At 61.1% G+C, this 20,863-nt stretch carries 23 protein-coding genes and 1 pseudogene; 13 read left to right on the top strand and 11 right to left on the bottom strand.

The genetic code is table 11. The features are described 5' to 3' along the window. Positions 1-121 precede the first annotated feature (121 nt). Positions 122-385, bottom strand: coding sequence for an accessory factor UbiK family protein (locus ICY20_RS07690; protein ID WP_159956346.1), 264 nt, complete (start codon positions 383-385; stop codon positions 122-124). A 421-nt stretch (positions 386-806) separates the two neighbouring features. On the opposite strand from ICY20_RS07690, the gene glnK reads away from it, so the two are divergent. From glnK to sutA, 3 genes are all read left to right on the top strand, one after another. Then, complete coding sequence (gene glnK, locus ICY20_RS07685) at positions 807-1,145, top strand: P-II family nitrogen regulator (protein ID WP_002555808.1); 339 nt, start codon at positions 807-809, stop codon at positions 1,143-1,145. A gap of 34 nt (positions 1,146-1,179) precedes the next feature. Continuing rightward, positions 1,180-2,517, top strand: a complete 1,338-nt coding sequence (locus ICY20_RS07680; protein WP_159956344.1) for an ammonium transporter — start codon at positions 1,180-1,182, stop codon at positions 2,515-2,517. A gap of 388 nt (positions 2,518-2,905) precedes the next feature. Beyond that, positions 2,906-3,241 carry a transcriptional regulator SutA gene (sutA, locus tag ICY20_RS07675; RefSeq protein ID WP_159956342.1) on the top strand — a complete coding sequence of 112 codons (336 nt, stop codon included), beginning with the start codon at positions 2,906-2,908 and terminating at the stop codon, positions 3,239-3,241. A gap of 108 nt (positions 3,242-3,349) precedes the next feature. On the opposite strand, the gene ICY20_RS07670 is transcribed toward sutA, so the two are convergent. The 6 genes from ICY20_RS07670 to lptM are packed head-to-tail and all read right to left on the bottom strand — an operon-like array spanning position 3,350 to position 7,932. Continuing rightward, on the bottom strand, positions 3,350-4,045 hold the full coding sequence (locus ICY20_RS07670; RefSeq protein ID WP_159956340.1) for an HAD family hydrolase: 696 nt from the start codon (positions 4,043-4,045) through the stop codon (positions 3,350-3,352). Continuing rightward, the gene (gene xerC, locus ICY20_RS07665; protein ID WP_010207453.1) at positions 4,042-4,941 is read right to left on the bottom strand and encodes a tyrosine recombinase XerC; all 900 of its coding nucleotides are present in this window, start codon (positions 4,939-4,941) and stop codon (positions 4,042-4,044) included. Before xerC ends, ICY20_RS07670 begins: the two co-directional genes overlap by 4 nt. Positions 4,942-4,943: 2 nt before the next feature. Continuing rightward, positions 4,944-5,660 carry a DUF484 family protein gene (locus ICY20_RS07660; RefSeq protein ID WP_159956338.1) on the bottom strand — a complete coding sequence of 239 codons (717 nt, stop codon included), beginning with the start codon at positions 5,658-5,660 and terminating at the stop codon, positions 4,944-4,946. A 13-nt stretch (positions 5,661-5,673) separates the two neighbouring features. Further along, on the bottom strand, positions 5,674-6,504 hold the full coding sequence (dapF, locus tag ICY20_RS07655; RefSeq protein ID WP_194937240.1) for a diaminopimelate epimerase: 831 nt from the start codon (positions 6,502-6,504) through the stop codon (positions 5,674-5,676). Positions 6,505-6,507: 3 nt separating this feature from the next. Continuing rightward, the gene (gene lysA, locus ICY20_RS07650) at positions 6,508-7,755 is read right to left on the bottom strand and encodes a diaminopimelate decarboxylase (protein WP_159956334.1); all 1,248 of its coding nucleotides are present in this window, start codon (positions 7,753-7,755) and stop codon (positions 6,508-6,510) included. 9 nt (positions 7,756-7,764) lie between these two features. Then, entirely contained in the window at positions 7,765-7,932 is a 168-nt protein-coding gene (gene lptM, locus ICY20_RS07645) for an LPS translocon maturation chaperone LptM (protein ID WP_017845169.1), read from the bottom strand. 238 nt (positions 7,933-8,170) lie between these two features. Here lptM and cyaY point away from each other — a divergent pair, with 238 nt between their 5' ends. From cyaY to rnk, 3 genes are all read left to right on the top strand, one after another. Continuing rightward, positions 8,171-8,503 (top strand): iron donor protein CyaY, encoded by a 333-nt coding sequence (gene cyaY / locus ICY20_RS07640; RefSeq protein ID WP_124526887.1) that lies wholly within the window; start codon positions 8,171-8,173, stop codon positions 8,501-8,503. A gap of 2 nt (positions 8,504-8,505) precedes the next feature. Further along, the gene (locus ICY20_RS07635; RefSeq protein ID WP_159956332.1) at positions 8,506-8,724 is read left to right on the top strand and encodes a DUF1289 domain-containing protein; all 219 of its coding nucleotides are present in this window, start codon (positions 8,506-8,508) and stop codon (positions 8,722-8,724) included. Between the two features lie 131 nt (positions 8,725-8,855). Then, a complete protein-coding gene (gene rnk, locus ICY20_RS07630; RefSeq protein WP_159956330.1) occupies positions 8,856-9,269 on the top strand; it encodes a nucleoside diphosphate kinase regulator in 414 nt (137 codons plus the stop codon). Here the strand turns inward: rnk and ICY20_RS07625 are convergent. The 3 genes from ICY20_RS07625 to ICY20_RS07615 form a co-directional block, all read right to left on the bottom strand. Next, complete coding sequence (locus ICY20_RS07625; protein WP_194937239.1) at positions 9,266-12,106, bottom strand: class I adenylate cyclase; 2,841 nt, start codon at positions 12,104-12,106, stop codon at positions 9,266-9,268. The genes rnk and ICY20_RS07625 overlap by 4 nt on opposite strands. Positions 12,107-12,275: 169 nt before the next feature. Next, on the bottom strand, positions 12,276-12,530 hold the full coding sequence (locus tag ICY20_RS07620) for a TIGR02647 family protein (RefSeq protein ID WP_003195403.1): 255 nt from the start codon (positions 12,528-12,530) through the stop codon (positions 12,276-12,278). A gap of 96 nt (positions 12,531-12,626) precedes the next feature. After that, positions 12,627-12,911, bottom strand: coding sequence for a hypothetical protein (locus ICY20_RS07615; RefSeq protein WP_159956326.1), 285 nt, complete (start codon positions 12,909-12,911; stop codon positions 12,627-12,629). Between the two features lie 126 nt (positions 12,912-13,037). On the opposite strand from ICY20_RS07615, the gene ICY20_RS07610 reads away from it, so the two are divergent. Further along, positions 13,038-13,697: a glutathione S-transferase family protein gene (locus tag ICY20_RS07610; protein ID WP_194937238.1), complete on the top strand. Its 660-nt coding sequence runs from the start codon at positions 13,038-13,040 to the stop codon at positions 13,695-13,697. Positions 13,698-13,806: 109 nt separating this feature from the next. On the opposite strand, the gene argH is transcribed toward ICY20_RS07610, so the two are convergent. Beyond that, positions 13,807-15,201 (bottom strand): argininosuccinate lyase, encoded by a 1,395-nt coding sequence (gene argH / locus ICY20_RS07605; protein WP_159956322.1) that lies wholly within the window; start codon positions 15,199-15,201, stop codon positions 13,807-13,809. Between the two features lie 392 nt (positions 15,202-15,593). Between argH and ICY20_RS28380 the strand changes: the two are divergent. From ICY20_RS28380 to ICY20_RS07580, 6 genes and pseudogenes are all read left to right on the top strand, one after another. Continuing rightward, positions 15,594-15,710, top strand: a pseudogene (locus ICY20_RS28380) (sensor histidine kinase); the annotation flags it as partial. Then, a complete protein-coding gene (locus ICY20_RS07600; protein WP_159956320.1) occupies positions 15,707-16,453 on the top strand; it encodes a LytR/AlgR family response regulator transcription factor in 747 nt (248 codons plus the stop codon). The pseudogene ICY20_RS28380 and the gene ICY20_RS07600, both read left to right, overlap by 4 nt. Before the next feature lie 138 nt (positions 16,454-16,591). Beyond that, positions 16,592-17,533, top strand: coding sequence for a hydroxymethylbilane synthase (gene hemC / locus ICY20_RS07595; protein WP_194937237.1), 942 nt, complete (start codon positions 16,592-16,594; stop codon positions 17,531-17,533). Further along, positions 17,530-18,279: a uroporphyrinogen-III synthase gene (locus tag ICY20_RS07590; RefSeq protein ID WP_194937236.1), complete on the top strand. Its 750-nt coding sequence runs from the start codon at positions 17,530-17,532 to the stop codon at positions 18,277-18,279. Before hemC ends, ICY20_RS07590 begins: the two co-directional genes overlap by 4 nt. 41 nt (positions 18,280-18,320) lie before the next feature. Further along, a complete protein-coding gene (locus ICY20_RS07585) occupies positions 18,321-19,445 on the top strand; it encodes a uroporphyrinogen-III C-methyltransferase (protein WP_159956314.1) in 1,125 nt (374 codons plus the stop codon). A 5-nt stretch (positions 19,446-19,450) separates the two neighbouring features. Continuing rightward, a complete protein-coding gene (locus ICY20_RS07580) occupies positions 19,451-20,692 on the top strand; it encodes a heme biosynthesis protein HemY (RefSeq protein WP_159956312.1) in 1,242 nt (413 codons plus the stop codon). Positions 20,693-20,863: the final 171 nt, after the last annotated feature.

Here is a 20,863-nt window from a genome sequence, read left to right as displayed (position 1 = left end):
GGGTTTTTCAAGGGTAGACGAGGTGGGGAAGAGCGAGGCGGGGAGGTTTTACAGAACGTATCCAGAGGGCAGCACGGGGCAAATGTGGGAGGGAGCAAGCCCACTCCCACATTGACCGCGTTTATTCAGCAGGTGGCGGCGTCAAGCGCGCTTCGAGCTCGGCCACTTTCGCTTCCAGGCTCTCCAGTCGCGCACGCGTACGCGCCAACACCACCATCTGGCTATCAAACTCTTCCCGGCTCACCAGGTCGAGCTTGCTGAAGCCGCTTTGCAGCAACGCCTTGAACTGGCTTTCGATTTCGTTGCGGGGCAGCGGGGTGTCGCCGCTGAACAGGCGAGAGGCGTGGCCGCTCAGGGCGTCGAGGAGGTCTTTGGGCGCGAGCATGGGAAATATTCCGGAAAACTGTTGGCCGGCAGTGTATCACGCAGCGTCTATAGTCTTTTTCACGGCCACAAGCGCACGCTTTTCGCGCAATCGGCCTGGCGGCGACGCACTGTTTTTGTGCGCATTGCCTTCGCCAAAAAGCCCCGCAGGTGGGCAAAAGTGGGCAAAGGACTGATTTCAGTGATTTTTACGGAGCTGGCAAGGTTTCTGCTTAGACGATCATGACCCATGCACTGATGCAGTCGCTGTGACGAATGCAGTGCGCCGACGGATCAGGGGTACAGGTTTCGTCACCAGTGGTTCGCTGGCGTCGCAACGGCACTGCCTTTACGACGACGCGTTACAAAGCCAGGCACTGCGCTTAGACTTGAGACGGGTTTGTTTTCCTGGGGCAAGTCCACCAATTCGGGAGAGAGTTTTCATGAAGCTAGTCACTGCCATCATCAAGCCGTTCAAGTTGGACGATGTACGCGAGTCGTTGTCCGAGATCGGCGTGCAGGGCATTACCGTTACTGAGGTCAAAGGCTTCGGTCGGCAGAAGGGTCACACCGAGCTGTATCGCGGCGCGGAATATGTAGTCGATTTCCTGCCGAAGGTGAAGATTGATGTCGCCATTGACGACAAGGATCTTGATCGGGTTATCGAGGCGATAACCAAGGCCGCCAACACCGGCAAGATCGGTGACGGCAAGATCTTCGTGGTCAATCTGGAACAGGCTATTCGCATCCGTACCGGCGAAACCGATACCGACGCAATCTAAGCCGCCAAACCCCAACGCCCCAGGAGAAAACAATATGACTCTGCGTAAATTCGCAGGGCTCGGAGCCCTGTTGTCCATCGTAATGCCAAGCCTGGCCATGGCGGCAGACGAAGTGGCTGCTCCAGTCCTCAACTCCGGCGACACCGCCTGGATGCTGACCGCCACCGCTTTGGTGCTGTTCATGACCATCCCAGGCCTGGCGCTGTTCTACGGCGGCATGGTCCGCTCCAAAAATATTCTGTCGGTGATGATGCAGTGCTTTGCCATCACTGGCCTGATCAGCATCCTGTGGGTGGTCTACGGCTACAGCATCGCGTTCGATACCACCGGTATGGAACAGGGTGTGGTCAACTTCAACTCCTTCTTCGGCGGCATGGGCAAGGCGTTCCTGGCGGGCGTGACCCCGGCCAGCATCACCGGGCCTGCGGCGTTGTTCCCGGAAGCGGTGTTCATCACCTTCCAGATGACCTTCGCCATCATTACCCCGGCGCTGATCGTCGGTGCGTTCGCCGAGCGCATGAAGTTCTCCGCGATGCTGATCTTCATGGCTATCTGGTTCACCCTGGTCTATGCGCCGATCGCGCACATGGTCTGGAGCGGCAACGGCGGCCTGATGTGGGACTGGGGCGTGCTGGACTTCGCCGGCGGCACCGTGGTGCACATCAACGCCGGTGTGGCTGGCCTGGTAGCGTGCATCGTGCTCGGCAAGCGTAAAGGCTTCCCGACCACCCCGATGGCCCCGCACAACCTGGGTTACACCTTGATGGGCGCGGCAATGCTGTGGATCGGCTGGTTCGGCTTCAACGCCGGTTCCGCTGCTGCGGCCAACGGCACTGCCGGTATGGCGATGCTGGTCACCCAGATCGCGACAGCTGCTGCGGCGCTGGGCTGGATGTTCGCCGAGTGGATCACTCACGGTAAACCAAGTGCACTGGGCATCGCCTCGGGCGTGGTGGCTGGCCTGGTAGCCGTTACCCCGGCCGCCGGCACCGTGGGCCCGATGGGCGCCCTGGTAATCGGCCTGGTGGCCGGTGTGATCTGCTTCTTCTGCGCAACCAGCCTCAAGCGCAAGCTGGGCTACGACGACTCCCTGGACGCATTCGGCGTGCACGGTATCGGCGGTATCGTTGGTGCGATCCTCACGGGTGTCTTTGCTGCCCCTGCATTGGGCGGCTTCGGCACCGTGACTGACATCGCGGCGCAAGTCTGGATCCAGTGCAAAGGTGTCGGCTTCACCGTGATCTACACGGCCATCGTTACCTACGTCATCCTCAAGGTACTCGACATGGTCATGGGCCTGCGTGTGACCGAAGAGGAAGAAGCCGTCGGCCTCGACCTGGCGCAACACAACGAACGCGGCTACAACTTGTAATAACGCGTAAAAAATATGCCCGGCTTGCCGGGCATTTTTTTGTCTGGTGTTTGTCAGTGTTTGAAAGCTGTACCGGTTTTTGCCCAGGGTTTGTGATGGGAAGCACGCGGCACTTTTGACCCTGCGAATGTCTTACAGGCATGTAGGCGTATTCGACACTTTGTTTTTTCCCAGAGCGCGCTAGAATGCGCGCCGATGGGCGCAAAATTGTATTTATCCGGGCGAGCACCTTCATCAGGAGGGTGCTTGTGAAGTCCTCACCATCTTGCACGGTGATGGGGCATAAGCCACTGGTTATCCGGTGGATGTTGATTTTTTTCCGGCGGCCTCGACAGAGGATGAAGCTGGGCTATAACTAATCTGCTTTTCGCAAGTCATGAGGTAGAACATGAGCGACGATGATCTGGAAAACGACGACCTCGAAGTAGGTGATGACGACGAGGCCGAAGATAGCCTTGACGCAGCGGCGGTTGACGACAGTGCTGACGAGGCCGACGACAGTGGCGGCGACGATGCAGCCCCCAAAGCCAAAGGCAAAGCCAAGGCTGCGGTGTCGGTAGACGAACTGCCGAGTGTTGAAGCCAAGAACAAAGAGCGCGATGCGCTGGCCCGTGCGATGGAAGAGTTCCTCGCTAAAGGCGGCAAAGTGCAGGAAGTCGAGGCTAACGTGGTGGCAGACCCACCGAAGAAGCCGGATAACAAGTACGGCAGCCGACCTATTTGAGGTCAGCCACCTGCTTGTAAGAAAAAGCCCGCCGTCGCTGCGGGCTTTTTCATGTCTGGGACATATTCTTTCAGATCACCACCAATCAAATGTGTTGCCTCTATCGTGTTACTGCCAGCTGCGGAGCAGTTCTGGCAGCTCCGTCAGGCTTTGAACCTCGGCATCCGGGCGCTTTGCCGCATCCCACACCTTGCCCGTCGGGTTAAACCACACCGCCCGCAACCCCGCCTGCTGCGCCCCGGCAATGTCGTCCCCGGGATGATCGCCAACATGCACCGCTTCACTGGCATCCACCCCGCCGCGCTGCAACGCTTCTTGAAACAAACGCGCGTCTGGCTTGGCGATGCCGATGTCTTCAGCCCGCAGGGCGAAGTGGAAGTAGTGCGCCAGGCCAACGCGCTGCACATCGGCATTGCCGTTGGTGATCACGCCCAGCAAAAAGTGCTGGCGCAGTGCTTGAAGCATCGGCTCGGCTTCAGGGAATGGCGTGAGTTGGTGCCGCGCATGGATGAACGCTTCGAAGCACACGTCCGCCATTTCTGTGGCTTCGGGCTGTGGATAACCCGCTTCTTCAAACGCGTGGGTCAACACCCGGTGGCGCAAGAGGCTGATGCGATGCTTGAGTTCGGGATGACGCTCCAGCACTTGCAGGCGCAGGCTGGCGAAATGCTCCAGCGGCAAGTCGCCGACTTTGGCGGCGTTAACCGTCAGCCATTCGCGCATCGACGCTTCGGCGCTGATGATGACGGGTACGTTGTCCCAGAGCGTGTCGTCCAGGTCGAAGGTGATCAGCTTGATACTCATGAGTCGCCGCCCTTGATGCGTTTGGCCCGTGGATGGGCGCTGTCGTACACCGTTGCCAGGTGTTGGAAATCCAGATGGGTATAGATTTGCGTGGTCTTGATATCGGAGTGACCGAGCAGCTCTTGCACGGCGCGCAGGTCCTGGGAGGACTCCAGCATGTGGCTGGCAAAGGAGTGCCGCAGCATGTGCGGGTGCAGGTTTTGCCCCAGTTCGCGCTCGCCGGCGGCCTTGACTCGCACCTGGATGGCCCGTGGCCCCAGGCGCCGGCCTTGCTGGCTGACAAACACCGCATCGTCCGCCGGGTTGGTTAAAAGCCGTAGCGGCAGCCACAGTTGCAGGGCTTCCCGAGCCTTCCTGCCCACCGGCAGAACGCGGGTTTTGCTGCCCTTGCCGAGTACTTGTACCAGGCCGTCCGCCAGATCCAGTTGGTCGAGGTTCAGGCCGGTCAGTTCTGACAGGCGCAGGCCCGAGGAGTAGAACAGCTCAAGAATCGCCTGGTCGCGATGGGCCAGGAAGTCGTCCTCGACGGCGCCGTCCAGCAGTTGCAGGGCGCGGTCGGTGTCCAGGGTCTTGGGCAGGCGCCGCTCGCCTTTGGGCGGCGACAGGCCGTTGGCCGGGTCGTGATCACACAGGCCTTCGCGGTTCAGGTAGTGATAGAGGCCGCGCACCGCCGAGAGCAGGCGCGACAGGCTGCGTGACGACTGACCCGCCTGGTGCAGGCGCGCAATCAGGCTGCGCAGGCTCTGGATATCCAGGGCTTTCCAACTGCTGATCTGTTGCTTTTCGCAGTAGGCCAGAACCTTGTTCAAGTCTCGCCGGTAGGCTTCCAGCGTATGGGGCGACACCTGGCGCTCATTGCGCAGGTGCGCACAATAGGCGTCCAGTTGCCGTTCCATGGCTAGCGCACCGCGCGCAGGGCGGTGGTGAAGCGCGGCAGCACGCGGCCCAGTACTTCGGCGATGTAGGTCAGGAACAGCGTACCGACCGAGCTTTTGTAATGCGCAGGGTCGCGACTGGCGATGGCCAGCACGCCATGCAGGCCTTGATGGCTGAGGGCAACCACGGCGGTGGAGCCGATCTGCTTGCGTTGTTCGGCACCAAACAGGAAATCCAGTTCATGCTCACGCAATGTGCCGCTGATGGTCTTGCCTTCGGACAGCAGGCCGCCAATGGCGGTCTGCGCCTCGCTGCCGCTGACCCAACGACCCACCGGCATCGGGTTGTCGCTGAACAGGATCAGGCTCACAAAGGGCACCTGGAAGTCCTGGCGCAGGCTGTCTTCTACGGCGATCACCGTTTCTTCCAGGCTGGTGGCATCCATCAGTGCCAGGATCAGGCGTCGGGTCTTGTCAAACAGGCGGTCGTTGTCACGGGCCACGTCCATCAAGTGCGAGAGCTTGTGGCGCATTTCGATATTGCGCTCACGCAGGATCTTCATCTGCCGCTCCACCAGCGACACGGTATCGCCGCGCTGGTGGGGTATGCGCAGGGCCGGCAGCAGTTCTTCGTGTTCGACGAAGAAGTCCGGATTAGCCTCAAGGTACGCCGCGACGGCAGCGGCCTCCAGACTTTCACTCGGGGACGCTTCTGCGGGTACTTGAGGCTTATCGGTCATTAGCTTGGCTCACTCATAGACGGACCTGTCCTTCGTATACACGCGAGGCCGGCCCGGTCATCAGCACCGGGTGGCCAGGGCCTGCCCATTCGATGGACAAGCGTCCACCGGGCAGGTCGATCAGCAGCGGCGAATCCATCCACCCTTGGCTGATCGCGGCCACGGCAGCGGCGCAAGCGCCGGTACCGCAAGCCTGGGTCTCGCCAGCGCCGCGTTCCCATACGCGCAATTGTGCGCGGGAACGGTCGATCACCTGCAGGAAACCCACATTGACCCGTGCCGGGAAGCGCGGGTGGTGTTCGATTTTCGGCCCCAGTTCATGCACGGGCGCGTTGTTGATGTCGGTTACCCGCAGCACCGCATGGGGGTTGCCCATGGACACGGCTGCAAGGTCGATGACCTGGCCATCAACGTCAACTGCGTAGCTGGTGGCCTGCTCGGTGGCCTGGAACGGAATGTCCGCCGGCACCAGGCGTGGCGCGCCCATATTGACGCTGATCTGGCCGTCGTTGCGGATGTCCAGTTCGATCACGCCGCTCTTGGTCTCGACGCGGATCTGGCGCTTGGCGGTCAGGCGCTTGTCCAGCACAAAGCGCGCAAAGCAGCGCGCACCGTTGCCGCACTGCTCAACTTCCGAACCGTCGGAGTTGAAGATCCTGTAACGGAAATCCACCTCCGGGTTGCTCGGCGCCTCAACGATCAGCAACTGGTCAAAACCAATGCCGGTGTGTCGGTCGCCCCACTGTTTGGCGTGCTTGGGCAGAATGTGCGCGTGCTGGCTGACCAGGTCCAGGACCATGAAATCATTGCCCAGCCCGTGCATCTTGGTAAAACGCAGCAGCATGGCTTACTCCGGCAGCAGGCTTTCGCCAGCATACAACTCGGCTACCGTCTCACGGCGACGCACTTCAAACGCTTGATCACCGTCCACCAGCACCTCGGCGGCACGACCGCGGGTGTTGTAGTTGGAACTCATGACAAACCCATAGGCACCGGCCGAATGCACGGCCAGCAGATCGCCTTCTTCCAGGGCAAGCTGACGGTCCTTGGCCAGGAAGTCGCCGGTCTCGCAAATCGGGCCGACGATGTCGTAGGCGCGGGCTTCGCTATTACGAGGTGTTACGGCGGTGACGTTCATCCAGGCCTGGTACAGCGCCGGGCGGATCAGGTCGTTCATTGCCGCATCGACAATGGCGAAATCCTTGTGCTCGGTGTGCTTGAGGTACTCGACCTGGGTCAGCAGTACGCCGGCGTTGGCGACGATATAACGGCCCGGCTCGAACATCAGCGCCAAGCCACGGCCTTCGATGCGCTCGCGCACGGCTTTGATGTAGTCGGCGATCTGCGGCGGCTCTTCATCGCGATAACGCACGCCCACACCACCACCGAGGTCGATGTGATGCAGGTAGATGCCGCACTCGCCAAGGCGGTCGATCAGCGCCAGCAGGCGGTCGAGGGCATCGAGGAATGGCGGCAGGGTGGTCAGTTGCGAGCCGATATGGCAGTCGACGCCCAGCACTTCCAGGTTTGGCAGTTGGGCGGCGCGGATGTACACGTCCTCGGCGTCGGCAATGGCGATGCCGAACTTGTTCTCTTTGAGACCGGTGGAAATGTACGGGTGGGTGCCGGCGTCGACGTCCGGGTTGACGCGCAGGGAAATCGGCGCGCGAACACCCATCTCGGCGGCGACTACCTGCAGGCGTTCCAACTCGTCGGTGGACTCGACATTGAAGCAGTGCACGCCGACTTCGAGGGCGCGGCGCATATCTTCGCGGCTCTTGCCGACGCCGGAGAACACGATCTTGTCAGCCTGGCCACCAGCGGCCAGTACCCGCTCCAGCTCGCCACGGGAGACGATGTCGAAACCAGCGCCCAGGCGCGCCAGGACATTGAGTACACCCAGGTTGGAGTTGGCCTTGACGGCATAGCACACCAGGCTCGGCGTGCCTTCCAGCGCGTCGGCAAAGCTGCGGTATTGGGCTTCGATGTGCGCACGGGAGTACACGTAGGTCGGGGTGCCAAAGCGCTCGGCAATCGCGGACAAGGCCACGCCTTCCGCGAACAGCTCGCCGTCCCGGTAGTTAAAAGCGTCCATGAATTTCCCTTAGTAGGTGTCGTGCTTGTGCGCTTTGGCAGGCTTTTGCGACGATTGCGCCTGTTCATTCGGGTCTTTGCTGTCATCGGGCAGGTACAGCGGGCCTTTTTGACCACAGGCACTAACGAGGCAAGCGACCGCGACGAGCGCAGCAAGGGAAGAGATCAGGCGCTTCATGGCGAAATCCTTGAATATGCATTAATTGCGCCCGAGTATACCGACCACCCGCCAGCTTGCCTATGCGCTGGAATACCCGTCCAGCGGGGCTTTGCCGAGACAGCCTGGAAGCGGGCTACGCTGGTTGGGGATATTTCATACCGCCAATCGTGATGAAATCGGTATCCTTTGCAATCGGCCGGGCTCGCCCGTATCGTGCGGCGCTTGAGCAAAACCAGACACTTTTGAGGTTGCCACAATGAGTTTGACCGAAGCCCGTTTTCACGACCTGGTGGATGCGACCCAGCAAGCGCTGGAAGATATTTTCGATGACAGCGGCTTGGACGTGGACCTGGAAAACTCGGCCGGCGTGTTGACCGTCAAGTTCGAAAGCGGCCAGCAGTTGATCTTCAGTCGCCAGGAACCGCTGCGTCAGCTGTGGCTGGCAGCGCGTTCCGGTGGCGTGCATTTTGACTACGACGAAGAAAGTGGCAAATGGCAGTGCGACAAGAGCGAAGAGCTACTCGGTGAAATGCTCGCGCGCCTGGTCAGCGAATACACCGGCGCTGACCTGGATTTCGACGAGATCTGATGGTGAGCCAGCCTGCACCAGTACGTCCGCCCAAGCCGCTGTTCAGTAATGTCAGCCCGGCAGTGCCGTCACCTTGTATCAGTTTGTGTCGCCTGGACGAGCAAAAAGTCTGCCTCGGATGCTTTCGTCATGTGGAAGACATCCGGGAATGGCGCTCCGCCGACGATGCACGGCGCCGGGTGATCTGCACCGAGGCCGAACAGCGCAGGGCGCGCGCCTGAGGTCGTCTTGTTTATTTGTGACGCTGTGGTAGTGTCCGGCTACGCCTCAATTCATCGAGGCCCGTGAGAACCCCGCCTTTTTCTGGCGGGGTTTTGCTTTTTTGTGCAGAAAAAAGGAGTCTGCCTGAATCATGACCACCGCACCGTCTATCATCCTCACCCGCCTCGACGTGCAGCGTCTGGAGCAATTGATCGACCGCCTGGGCGATGAGTTTCCCGGCGTTGAAGCGTTGCAAGCCGAACTCGACCGCGCCGAAGACGTGGTTGGCCACGATGAAGTCCCGGCAGGTGTCGTGACCATGAACTCCAGCGTGCATTGCCGTGAAGAAAGCAGTGGCAAGGATTACCACCTGACCCTGGTCTACCCCAAGGACGCCAATGCAGACGAAGGCAAAATTTCGATCCTGGCGCCGGTGGGCAGCGCTTTGCTCGGCCTGCAAGTGGGCCAGCACATCGACTGGCCTGCGCCGGGCGGCAAGACCCTCAAGCTGGAATTGCTCAGCGTTGAAGGCCAGCCTAAAGACGGCGGCGCCTTCGCGCTCTAAACCTGATCCAGTGCGGCGTTGAGCGACAGCTCAAGCTCCGCCTTGTAACGCAGGTACAGGTTGCTCGGGCTGTGCACATCGCCGAGCAGGCCCGACAGGTCCAGGTCGGTGATGTAGCAGCGGTAGCGCTCGATCTCGCGGCGCTGCCCGACGATTTCCCGGGCGACCACGGCAAAGAGTTGATCGCCGAATTCCAGTTCGCAAAACTCCCGCTGATTGCAGTACAGGGTAATGCCCACCTGGCCCGGTGCTGCCTTGCCGATAATCGCCTGCACGTCATAAAACGGCTTGTTCGCCGGGTTTTGCGGTGCCGGGCGAGGCTCGATGCCGCGAGCGCGCCCGCTGCCCGACGGCAATAGTTGGTAATACAAGGTTTGCACCGCGACCAGCGGCTCTTGCTGGTCCAGCGGTGACAACGCTTCCCGACGGTAAATGATCGACTGCAAAAAGCGCTGCAACGGCGCGAGCAGGCTTTGCTCATCATGAAACGGCAGGCGCTGCTGCCATAACGCGTTGAACTCATCCAATACATACAGCTCGGCGAAGCCGTCGTGGACCCGGTAGAACACCTGCACGCAATCGGCCATGCCCATGGGCAGCAACAGCGCCAGGTCATGGTCTTCCAGGGCCATGGCGTCCAGATGCAGCGGGCTGTAGCTGGCCAGTTCTTCGCTGAGGTAGGCGATCAGCGCGTCCTGGGTCGAGAGCGATACGTGGGTGGCTTGGCCAGGTATCAATTCCATCACGTGATAATGCTGCTGAACCTGCAACAGATAACGGTGGTTGGACTGGCCGAGCAACAGGTTCTGTGCGGTGTCGAAAATCTCTTCCACCCGTTGGGCAATGAACTGCGCACGGTTGTGACAGAAGCAGCGCACCCGCAGTCGCGGCAAGTGATTGGGCGGCAGTTGGTTGAGGTAGTCGCGCAGGCAGTCGAGCAGGGCGTGGGGGCCGTCATAGCGGCTGACCATCACCTCATTCCAGCTGTTGAGAGTGACTTGGTCGAGGGTCAGCACCAGGTTGTCACGCACACCGGCATAACTCAGGGAGTCAGTGCGCTCAGTGGTCATCAGGATATTCAAGTCGCGATGGTGCTTGAGCGGGTCGACGCCGACGTTGATCAGCAGCAGCACCTCCTCCGGGACGGCCGAACGCAGCAGGCGCTCTTCATCGACGCCGGCCAGGGGCAGGGCGACGCTCTGTTGCAGGCTGCCCAACAGGTTGAACAGCTCGAATTCGGTCATGTCACTGGTGCCAGGGTGCAGGGCCAAGCGCGTGCTGCTGTCGATGACGCCATTGCGATGGCACCAGGTGAGCATTTCCAGCAGGTCGCGGCTGCGTTTGATCGGCGCGAAGTGCTCCGATTCCTGGGCCGTCAGGCTGCCGTTATACAGGCCCCAGTAGTGTTGGCCAGGCTCCTTGCGGTTGGGTGATTGCACCAGGGTCAGGGTGTCTTCGGCCAAGTCGGGGGCAATGCCGGGGTTGATGAACTCGACCTTGCCGGCCTTGCGTTCAAAGGCCGCGTAGAGGCGCCGGCCCAGCACATTGAGGTCGCGCTTGTTGATCAGGCTGACGGTCTGCTCGGTACGGGCGAACTGGGTCAGGAAGCGATAGCTGTAGTTGAGCTCATTGACCAGGGCGCGGCGCTCGGAAGCCACCTGGCGCACCTTCCACTGGCTGCGGCTGTCGAGCAGGGCCAGTTGGCGCGCGTCCCAGCCCCATTCGTGGGCCAGTCGCTCCAGCAGCAAACGCTGCCAACTGGTACTGCGCTGACCGGCGGTGAGCTTGCGGTTGACCTTCAGGTACAGCGCGCGCCGCACCAGCTCCAGGCGTTCCGGCTCGTTGCGGGCGTTGAGGTATTCCTCGATGCGCCGGTACACCACGATGTATGGGTCCAGCTCGTCCAGGTCCATCTGGTTGGCGAACACTGCCCGCTTGAAGCGCAGGCTCAGGCACTGCACGTTGGGGTGCTCGCTGGCGTAGACCTCGGTCAGCAGCAGCTTGAGCACCGATTTGTACGGCGACTCGATGCCCTTGAACAGTTGCCACAGCCCGGCCCCGATGAATTCCCCTGGCGGGATGCGCGCCAGGTGGCCCAGGTCGAGGGTTTCATCGGCGCGGATAAAGCGCTTGGAGATCAGCGTGTGGGTGAACTCGGCATAGCGGGTTTCTTCATACACCGGCACCAGCCACCAGATCGGCGTGCGCCCGGCGAGCCAGATGGCGGTGCGGTAGAACTCGTCCAGCAACAGGTAATGCTGGGTAGTGCCGCAATCATCGGAGCTGAGCTGGGTGTCGCGCTCGCCGAGCACAAAGCGTGTCGGCTCGATCAGGAAGAAGTGCGCCTCGGCGCCCATGCTCAGGGCCCAGGCTTCGAGCAGTTGGCACTTCTTGCGCAACTCGGCCAACTCGGTTTCGCCAAGATCCGGCGCGTGGCACACCCACACGTCCATATCGCTTTGATCGGCCTGGGCCAGGGTGCCAAGGCTGCCCATCAGGAACAGGCCATGAATCGGCCGGGGCGGGTTGCCGTGGCGTGGCTTGTAGGAGAAAGAACGGGTCAGGCGCTGGGCTTCGGTCAATGCTTGCGGGTCGGGCTCGAAGTTCGACAGGCCCGCCGGCGTGCTGCCGGAGACATAACCCGGTAGCAACGGGTGGTTGACGTGGAAAAACAGCGGCACCAGGGTCAACACGCTTTGCTGGCGCGGCGTCAGCCCTTCGATGGCGCGGGCCATGCGGCCGTCATTGAGGGCCATGAAGCGCGCACGCAGTTGGGCCAGCACCTTGCGGTCGATGCCTTCGTCCAGGTCAGGGCGGATTTCATGGGTGCGGGTCATGTCGAACTCGGTGGCGCGCAGGGCCCGACGTGGGCGGCCATGTAGGAGTTTATAGCCGGTAGCGTAGGAGGTTTAGAGGGTAATCGGTTATTGCTGCCAGAACTTTAACCCGTTCACAGCAATGCCCTCGGAATCCGCGAGAGGCGGACTCCATGGGCGGTATCAAGTGTCAGGCAGCTTCTTTGGTCGAGGCGGTGGTCAGGATGGTCAGCAGGGTTTGGGCCTGCTCAGCAGCGTCACGACCAAGGCTGGTCAAATAGCCCCCGTCTGGCTGGTCGATAAGGCCTTTGGCATGGAGGCGTTTGGCAGCGGCGATAGCAGTGGGCGCGGCGGTCTGGTGGACTTTCAGACCCTCCTTGGTGCTGTCCAATGGGAAGAGTACAAGGATTTCCAGTTCGGCAACCAACTCAGGGGTATACGACATAAGGACTCCAGACTTTCTAAGAATTTATTAGAGGCTAGCAGGCCATAAGGTGAACGCACTTTGCCGAACTGTCCAGTGTGTAACCGCGTACTGGATTTATTGCTTTTCAGGCGGCAATGTCGGCAGGGCACGCAGCGCAGTTTCATACCATTCGGTATTGAACGCGCGGTCCTCTTCCAGCAGTGCATCGATTTCGACGGCAAGCACGTGGGCCATCAATTGCAGGATTTCGTCACGCTCATAACCGACCAGGGTCAGCTTGTTGAAGGTGGCCTTGGCGGCAGGTGGATTATCGCTTTCGATCTGGTTCTCGATCGCTTCGATCAAAGTGTTTTCGGCGAATTCTTCTTCGTCGTTGTCGATATCGGTCGGCTCGCTCATGGCAGGCTCCTCAAGGAAAGGGCGCCAGTCTACCCCCATTCAGGCAGGTGATGCTGCTGGTCAGGCCGTGCCTTCGGATCTATAACTCTTGCAGCCAACCCCACACCCGGCCTGGAGGCAGTCGCAATGCTCAAGCTCTATGGATTCTCAGTCAGCAACTACTACAACATGGTCAAACTGGCGCTACTGGAGAAAGGGCTGCCTTTCGAAGAAGTGCCTTTTTACGCCGGGCAAACCCCCGAAGCCCTCGCTGTAAGCCCGCGTGGCAAGGTGCCGGTGTTGGGGGTGAAGCAGGGGTTTATCAACGAGACCAGTGTGATTCTCGAGTACATCGAGCAAACCCAGGAAGGGCCTTCGCTGCTGCCGGCCGACCCGTTCCAGCGTGCCCAAGTATTGGCGCTGTGCCGGGAGATCGAGCTGTATATCGAGTTGCCCGCCCGTGCGTGCTTCGCCGAAGCGTTTTTTGGCATGTCGGTGCCGGAGGCGATCAAGGACAAATCCAAGGCTGAACTGCTGCTGGGAGTCGGCTCTTTAGGTCGACACGGGAAGTTTGCGCCCTATGTGGCGGGGGAGAGTTTTACGTTGGCGGATCTGTACTTCATGTACAGCGTGAACCTCGCCTGTGCAGTGGGCGAGAAGCTGTTCGGGTTGGATTTTCTGGCCGGGTTGCCGCAGGCCAAGGCGTTGCTGGAGAAGCTGCATGCAATGCCCAACGCACAAAAGGTGGCGGCGGACAGGGAAGCGGCGATGCCGGCGTTTTTGGCGATGATTGCTGCCAAGAAGTAGATGTTTGGTGCCTGGGAGGCAGTCGTCGCGGGCAAGCCCGCTCCCACAGTTTACCGAGGTGTCTGGTGGTACTCGGTCCCCTGTGGGAGCTGGCTTGCCTGCGATGCTTTTAGCGGCTGGCGAGCAATGCCTGGCCACGTGCAACGGCTGCCTTCACCTGTGCCGGCGCAGTGCCGCCAACATGGTTACGTGCATTCACCGAACCTTCCAGGGTCAGCACGGCGAACACGTCCTGCTCGATCTGGTCGCTGAACTGGCGCAGCTCTTCCAGGCTCATTTCTGCCAGGTCTTTGCCGGTGTCCACGCCGTATTTAACGGCATGGCCAACGATTTCGTGGCAGTCACGGAATGGCAGGCCACGGCGAACCAGATAGTCCGCCAGGTCGGTCGCAGTAGAAAACCCGCGCAGGGCTGCTTCACGCATGATCGCGTGCTTGGGTTTGATCGCCGGGATCATGTCGGCAAACGCGCGCAGCGAGTCGCGCAGGGTGTCGGCGGCGTCGAACAGCGGCTCTTTGTCTTCCTGGTTGTCCTTGTTGTAGGCCAGAGGTTGGCCTTTCATCAAGGTCAGCAGACCCATCAGCGCGCCGAATACACGGCCGCTCTTGCCACGTACCAGCTCAGGCACGTCGGGGTTTTTCTTTTGCGGCATGATCGAACTGCCGGTGCAGAAGCGGTCTGGCAGGTCGATGAACTGGAATTGCGCACTGGTCCACAGCACCAGCTCTTCCGAGAAGCGCGACAGGTGCATCATCGCGATGCTGGCCGCGGCGCAGAATTCGATGGCGAAGTCACGGTCGGACACGCCGTCCAGCGAGTTGCCGCCCACGGCGTCAAAACCCAGCAGTTGCGCAGTGTATTCGCGGTCGATCGGGTAGGTGGTGCCGGCCAGCGCGGCGCTGCCGAGCGGCATACGGTTGGCACGCTTGCGGCAGTCCACCAGGCGCTCATAGTCGCGGCTGAGCATTTCGAACCAAGCCAGAAGGTGGTGGCCGAAGGTCACAGGCTGCGCGGTCTGCAGGTGGGTGAAGCCGGGCATGATGGTGTCTGATTCACGCTCGGCCTGCTCCAGCAGGCCTTTTTGCAGGCGAGTGATTTCGGACAGGATCAGGTCGATTTCGTCACGGATCCACAAGCGAATATCGGTGGCCACCTGGTCGTTACGGCTACGGCCGGTGTGCAGCTTCTTGCCGGTCACTCCGATGCGATCGGTGAGGCGGGCCTCGATGTTCATGTGCACGTCTTCCAGGTCGACGCGCCAGTCGAACGTGCCGGCTTCGATCTCGCCACGGATGATGGTCAGGCCGTCGATGATGCTGTCGCGCTCAGCGTCGGTCAGCACGCCGACCTTGGCCAGCATCGTCGCGTGGGCGATGGAACCCATGATGTCGTGGCGGTACAGGCGCTGGTCGAAAGTGACGGAGGCGGTGAAGCGCGCGACGAAGGCGTCGACGGGTTCACTGAAGCGGCCGCCCCAGGACTGGTTGGTCTTGTCGGTGCTCATGGATTCGCTCGTGATTGCTTAATAAAGAGGCTTGCAAGTGTGCCGGCGATAATAACAGGGTTGCCTGCGAAGGCGGTGCTGCGGGTCGTCGGCATTTTTATTTATGCAAACGATGGCTAAGTGCCTTGCCGCCGAACGCGTCCGGGACGAGACTGGAGACAGAGGCCAATTGAAACGATATTTGACGATTGAGCAATGTCGTCTCGGTGAGCGTCTACAGTTGCACTGATAGTGTGTGAATGCACCAAAGTCGGGTGACGCGGTCAGAGCCCAGACTATCCATTTAAAAACGGGGGGTATTCGGATTGTGTATCAGCAAACCCTACGACGATGCCCGAAGGCAGCAGGTTTTGGGCGCTATTGAACAGGTCCGGGTAAATATGGGTGCCGCTGCCAGGGCACTTTTTGCCGCTCGCGCTAGTCTTAGCGTGGATCGCTGTGACGCAAGTCACCGCACCTGTCTACGCTATCCTTGTGCGAGACTCACGCAGGAATCCAGCGCAATATGAATGTCCTGATCGTTGATGACGAACCCCAAGCCCGCGAGCGACTGAGCCGATTGGTCAGTGAGCTCGAGGGTTATACAGTCCTTGAACCGAGCGCCACCAACGGCGAAGAGGCGTTGACGCTGATCGACAGCCTCAAGCCCGATGTGGTGTTGCTCGATATCCGCATGCCGGGCCTTGATGGCCTGCAAGTTGCCGCCCGCCTGAGTGAGCGAGAATCGCCACCGGCGGTGGTGTTCTGTGCGGCCCAGGAAGAGTTTTCCACAGAGACCCTGGAAGCCAGCGGTGCCAGCTTCGTTGCCAAGCCGGTCGCTGGCGAAGCGCTGCTCAAGGCGCTGAAGAAGGCTGAGCGTCCCAATCGCGTCCAACTCGCTGCCCTGACCCAGCCTGCCGCCCAAAGTGGCAACGGGCCGCGCAGTCATATCAGCGCCCGCACACGCAAAGGCATTGAACTGATCCCTCTGGGCCAGGTGGTCTACTTTATTGCAGATCACAAGTACGTGACCCTGCGTCACGAAGCTGGCGAAGTGTTGCTTGATGAGCCGCTCAAGGCCCTTGAGGATGAGTTTGGCGACCGCTTCGTGCGTATCCACCGCAACGCGTTGGTGGCTCGCGAGCGAATAGAACGCTTGCAGCGCACGCCCTTGGGGCACTTTCAGTTGTTCCTCAAAGGTCTCAATGGCGATGCCTTGATCGTCAGCCGACGCCATGTCGCCGGTGTGCGCAAGATGATGCAGCAGCTTTAGCCCGAGGGCCGCGGCCGGGCCTGCATTCCTTATCTCGGTGCGACGCGGCCAGGGAGGCCCCGCACTTGCTGATTCAAATCAAAGCGTATTTGCCTGAGCTGTTATTATCTGCCGTATCTATTCAGTACGGATTGATCCATGTCCTCTCGCGAAATCCGCATCGCCACCCGTAAAAGCGCCCTGGCCTTGTGGCAGGCCGAATACGTCAAAGCACGTCTTGAGCAGGCTCATCCTGGCCTCACGGTGACCTTGGTGCCCATGGTCAGTCGCGGCGACAAGCTGCTGGACTCGCCGCTGTCGAAGATTGGCGGCAAGGGGCTGTTCGTCAAGGAACTGGAAACCGCGCTGCTGGAAAACGAAGCCGACATTGCCGTGCATTCGATGAAAGACGTGCCCATGGACTTCCCTGAAGGCCTGGGCCTGTTTTGCATCTGCGAGCGTGAAGACCCGCGCGATGCCTTCGTTTCCAACACCTACGCCTCGCTGGATGATCTACCTTTGGGCAGTATTGTCGGCACCTCCAGCCTGCGTCGCCAGGCACAGTTGCTGACCCGTCGACCGGACCTGCAAATCCGCTTCCTGCGCGGCAACGTCAACACACGCCTGGCCAAGCTGGATGCCGGTGAATATGACGCGATCATCCTCGCCGCTGCCGGCCTGATCCGCCTGGGCTTTGAGGCCCGCATCACCTCGGCGATCAGCGTCGAAGACAGCTTGCCGGCAGGCGGGCAGGGCGCCGTGGGCATCGAATGCCGCATCGCCGACAGTGAAATCCATGCGCTGCTCAAACCCCTTGATCATCACGACACCGAAGTGCGCGTCACGGCCGAGCGTGCCCTGAACAAACACCTCAACGGTGGCTGCCAGGTGCCCATCGCCTGCTACGCGGTGCTCGAAGGTGAAAACCTGTGGCTGCGCGGTCTGGTAGGCGACCCGGACGGCGGCACCCTGCTGACGGCCGAAGTACGCGGGCCGCAGCGTGATGCGACGGCCCTGGGTATTCAGGTGGCCGAGGAGCTGCTGGACAAGGGCGCTGGCGTCATTCTGCAAAAGGTCTACGGCGAGGCCGGCCCGCAGTGACGCAATGGCGAGTGCTGCTGACGCGGCCAGCCGAGGAGTCGATGGCCTTGGCGGCGTCGCTGTCCGAGGCGGGCATTTTCAGCAGCAGCTTGCCTTTGCTCGACATCGAGCCGCTCCCGGTCACCCCTGAGCAGCAGGCCGTGTTCCACGACCTTGGCCGCTATTGCGCGGTGATCGTCGTGAGCAAGCCGGCGGCGCGCCTGGCCGTGCAACAGTTGGATCAAGCCTGGCCGCATCTGCCATGGTTCACTGTTGGCGCCGCCACCGCACAGGTGGTGGCTGACCACGGCCTCGATGTTCACTACCCGCTCACGGGCGATGACAGCGAAGCCTTGCTTCAATTGCCTGCCTTGCGCGAGGCTATTGCACGGCCCGGTGCACGGGTGTTGATCCTGCGCGGTGAGGGCGGTCGGGAGTTGCTGGCGCAGCGTTTGCGCGAGCAAGGTGCTAGTGTCGACTATCTGGAGTTGTATCGTCGTTTGCTTCCGGCCTATGCCGCCGGGGTGCTGACGCAACGTATCCAGTTGGAACGCCTGAACGGCCTGGTGGTCAGCAGTGGGCAGGGTTTTATCAACCTGCAGGCCTTGGCCGGTGCCGATTGGCCCCAGTTGGCGCAGTTGCCGTTGTTCGTGCCCAGCCCGCGAGTCCAGGAGATGGCGCGGGCTGCTGGCGCAGAAAAAGTTGTAGATTGTCGCGGCGCGAGTGCCGCGGCGTTGTTAGTGGCGTTACGCAGCTGTGCTTTTTAAGAAAAGCCGTTGCCACTCTCTGATACGCAAAGGACGGATACGTGAGCGAAACAGCCTTGCCTAAAGATGAAACCCAGCCCGCACTCGATGCGCCGGTTGAGTCACCGGTCACCGCGCCGCGCCGTGGCAATGGCCTGGCAATCGTTGCCTTGCTGCTGGGCGCTGCCGGGGTCGCCGCCGGCGGTTGGGGGATCTGGCAGGTCCGCGCCCTGCAAGCCAGCAGCCAGCAGCAGTTGGGCCAGGTGCAGACCCTCGATGATCAATCCCAGTCCCTCAAGCAGAGCCAGCAACAACTGGCTGCGCGCCTGGCCCAGTTGCCGGCGGCGGATGAGCTGGAGGAGCGTCGCCGCCTGGTTGCCCAGTTGCAAGGTGATCAGCAGCGCTTGAGCCAGCGCCTGGAAGCCGTACTGGGCGCCAGCCGTCAGGACTGGCGCTTGGCCGAGGCCGAGCATTTGATTCGTCTGGCGAGTCTGCGCCTGTCGGCCCTGCAAGATATCAACAGCGCCCAGTCGCTGGTGCAGGGCGCCGATGAGATTCTTCGCGAGCAGAGCGACCCGGGTTCCTACGCCGCTCGTGAGCAACTGGCCAAAAGCCTGGCCGCGCTGCGCAGTACCGAGCAGCCGGACCGTACCGGCCTGTACCTGCAATTGGCCGCACTGCGTGACCAAGTGGTGCAACTGGCAGCCATCGCCCCTGAATATCAGTTGACCGAGCCCGCGTCACAAGGGCGCCCGACCACTGATACCGACAGCCGCTGGAGCCAGTGGTGGGAGCAGATTTCCCGCTACTTCCGCATCGATTTCAACCCTGATGACAACATTCGTCCTTTGCTGGCAGGCCAAGGCCTGAACCAGGTGCGCCTGGCGCTGAGCCTGGCCCTTGAGCAGGCGCAATGGGCGGCGCTCAATGGCGAATCGGCGGTGTATAGCCGTTCGCTGGGCGAGGCGCGCAGCGTGTTGCAGGACAACTTCAATCAGGACAACCCGCAGAGCAAGGCGATGTTGGCGCGTATTGCCGAGCTTGAGCCCAAGGCGGTCTCGGTGGTGACCCCGGACTTGGCTGCGAGCCTGGCGGCCGTGCAGGCCTACCTTGAGCGTCGGCATTTGTCTGCCGATGAAGCCAAGGCCGCAGCTACGCCGACGGCCCCGTCGCCGAAGCAGGAGTGAAGCCGATGAAGCGTTTCTATGTGATCCTGGTGCTGGCGATAGCAATCGCGCTGGCACTCGCCGTGGGCATTTCGAAACACACCGGCTACGTGCTGATTACCTATCCCCATGTGCTGCATTACGAGTCGAGTTTGTGGGCGACCGTAGTGGCGGTGTTTGCCATTGGCCTGGCGATCTACCTGATTCGCGTGCTGCTGAGCCTGGTGACCACGTCGGGTGGTGTGGTTAACCCATGGTCGCGCCGTAACCGCAGCCGCCGTGTGCAAATTGCTATCGAGCAAGGCCAGATGGACCTCGCCGAAGGGCGTTGGGCCAGTGCCGAACGCCACCTGCACCGGGCCGCCGAAGCCGAACGCCAGCCGCTGCTGTATTACCTCGGTGCCGCCCGTGCGGCCAATGAGCAGGGGCGCTATGAAGAGTCAGATGGTTTGCTGGAGCGCGCTTTGGAGCGTCAGCCACAGGCGGAGCTGGCGGTTGCTTTGAGCCATGCGCAACTGCAATTGGACCGTGGCGATGCCGAGGGCGCGCTGGTCACCTTGCAGGCCATGCACGAGCGCCATCCCCATAACGCTCAGGTACTGCGTCAATTGCAGCGTTTGCATCAGCAGCGCGGCGATTGGTCGTCGGTGATTCGACTGTTGCCGGAGTTGCGCAAAGACAAAGTGCTGCCTCCCAGTGAACTGGCCGAGCTTGAACGACGCGCCTGGGGCGAAAACCTCGGCTTGGCGGCCCAGCGTGAAGAGCTGGGCGAAGCTGGCTTGCAGTCCCTGGAGCGGGCCTGGCAGCAACTGACTTCCGCTCAACGCCAGGAGCCACAACTGGTGCTGGCCTATGCCGAGCAACTGCGACAGCTGGGCGCCGATGCCAAGGCCGAAGAGGCGTTGCGTGGCGCGATCAAGCGCAATTACGACAGCCACCTGATTCGCCTCTATGGCCTGCTGCGTGGCAGTGACCCGGCTCGGCAATTGAAGTTTGCCGAAGGTTGGCTCAAGGACCATCCAGGCGACGCCAGCCTGTTGCTGACATTGGGTCGCCTGTGCCTGCAAAACAGCCTGTGGGGCAAGGCGCGGGACTATCTGGAAAGCAGCCTGCAGGTGCAGCGCAACCCTGAGGCGTGTGCCGAACTGGCGCGCTTGTTGGCCCAGTTGGGTGATACCGAGCGCAGTAATCAGCTGTTCCAGGAAGGACTGGGCCTGTTGGATAGCCGCTTGTTGGCGTCACCGCTGCCGGTTCCTGCCCGAGTTTGACGTAGGAGAGAGTCGAAGGGTTGGTTCAGAAGTGTCTGATAACCAACCCTTCGATGCGTTGGGAATGCTGGGGCTGAGCCGGCCATCAGTAAACTCCTACATTGTATAGCTCGATGTCTTCCATGCTCTGACGGCATGTCCCTAGGCTCTCGCGGAATTGTCTGCTCCGGT

Source organism: Pseudomonas pisciculturae (assembly GCF_015461805.1).
GTDB lineage: Bacteria > Pseudomonadota > Gammaproteobacteria > Pseudomonadales > Pseudomonadaceae > Aquipseudomonas > Aquipseudomonas pisciculturae.
This window is presented reverse-complemented; position numbering and strand designations above follow the sequence as displayed.

Coding starts and splice junctions, on each gene's coding strand:
- ICY20_RS07600 (WP_159956320.1), top strand. CDS start 15,707: ATGAATGTCCTGATCGTTGATGACGAACCCCAAGCCCGCGAGCGACTG.
- sutA (WP_159956342.1), top strand. CDS start 2,906: ATGAGCGACGATGATCTGGAAAACGACGACCTCGAAGTAGGTGATGAC.
- lysA (WP_159956334.1), bottom strand. CDS start 7,755: ATGGACGCTTTTAACTACCGGGACGGCGAGCTGTTCGCGGAAGGCGTG.
- ICY20_RS07580 (WP_159956312.1), top strand. CDS start 19,451: ATGAAGCGTTTCTATGTGATCCTGGTGCTGGCGATAGCAATCGCGCTG.
- glnK (WP_002555808.1), top strand. CDS start 807: ATGAAGCTAGTCACTGCCATCATCAAGCCGTTCAAGTTGGACGATGTA.
- argH (WP_159956322.1), bottom strand. CDS start 15,201: ATGAGCACCGACAAGACCAACCAGTCCTGGGGCGGCCGCTTCAGTGAA.
- xerC (WP_010207453.1), bottom strand. CDS start 4,941: ATGGAACGGCAACTGGACGCCTATTGTGCGCACCTGCGCAATGAGCGC.
- rnk (WP_159956330.1), top strand. CDS start 8,856: ATGACCACCGCACCGTCTATCATCCTCACCCGCCTCGACGTGCAGCGT.
- ICY20_RS07610 (WP_194937238.1), top strand. CDS start 13,038: ATGCTCAAGCTCTATGGATTCTCAGTCAGCAACTACTACAACATGGTC.
- ICY20_RS07680 (WP_159956344.1), top strand. CDS start 1,180: ATGACTCTGCGTAAATTCGCAGGGCTCGGAGCCCTGTTGTCCATCGTA.
- lptM (WP_017845169.1), bottom strand. CDS start 7,932: ATGAAGCGCCTGATCTCTTCCCTTGCTGCGCTCGTCGCGGTCGCTTGC.
- dapF (WP_194937240.1), bottom strand. CDS start 6,504: ATGCTGCTGCGTTTTACCAAGATGCACGGGCTGGGCAATGATTTCATG.
- ICY20_RS07670 (WP_159956340.1), bottom strand. CDS start 4,045: ATGAGTATCAAGCTGATCACCTTCGACCTGGACGACACGCTCTGGGAC.
- ICY20_RS07620 (WP_003195403.1), bottom strand. CDS start 12,530: ATGTCGTATACCCCTGAGTTGGTTGCCGAACTGGAAATCCTTGTACTC.
- cyaY (WP_124526887.1), top strand. CDS start 8,171: ATGAGTTTGACCGAAGCCCGTTTTCACGACCTGGTGGATGCGACCCAG.
- ICY20_RS07615 (WP_159956326.1), bottom strand. CDS start 12,911: ATGAGCGAGCCGACCGATATCGACAACGACGAAGAAGAATTCGCCGAA.
- ICY20_RS07690 (WP_159956346.1), bottom strand. CDS start 385: ATGCTCGCGCCCAAAGACCTCCTCGACGCCCTGAGCGGCCACGCCTCT.
- ICY20_RS07660 (WP_159956338.1), bottom strand. CDS start 5,660: ATGACCGATAAGCCTCAAGTACCCGCAGAAGCGTCCCCGAGTGAAAGT.
- hemC (WP_194937237.1), top strand. CDS start 16,592: ATGTCCTCTCGCGAAATCCGCATCGCCACCCGTAAAAGCGCCCTGGCC.
- ICY20_RS07625 (WP_194937239.1), bottom strand. CDS start 12,106: ATGACCCGCACCCATGAAATCCGCCCTGACCTGGACGAAGGCATCGAC.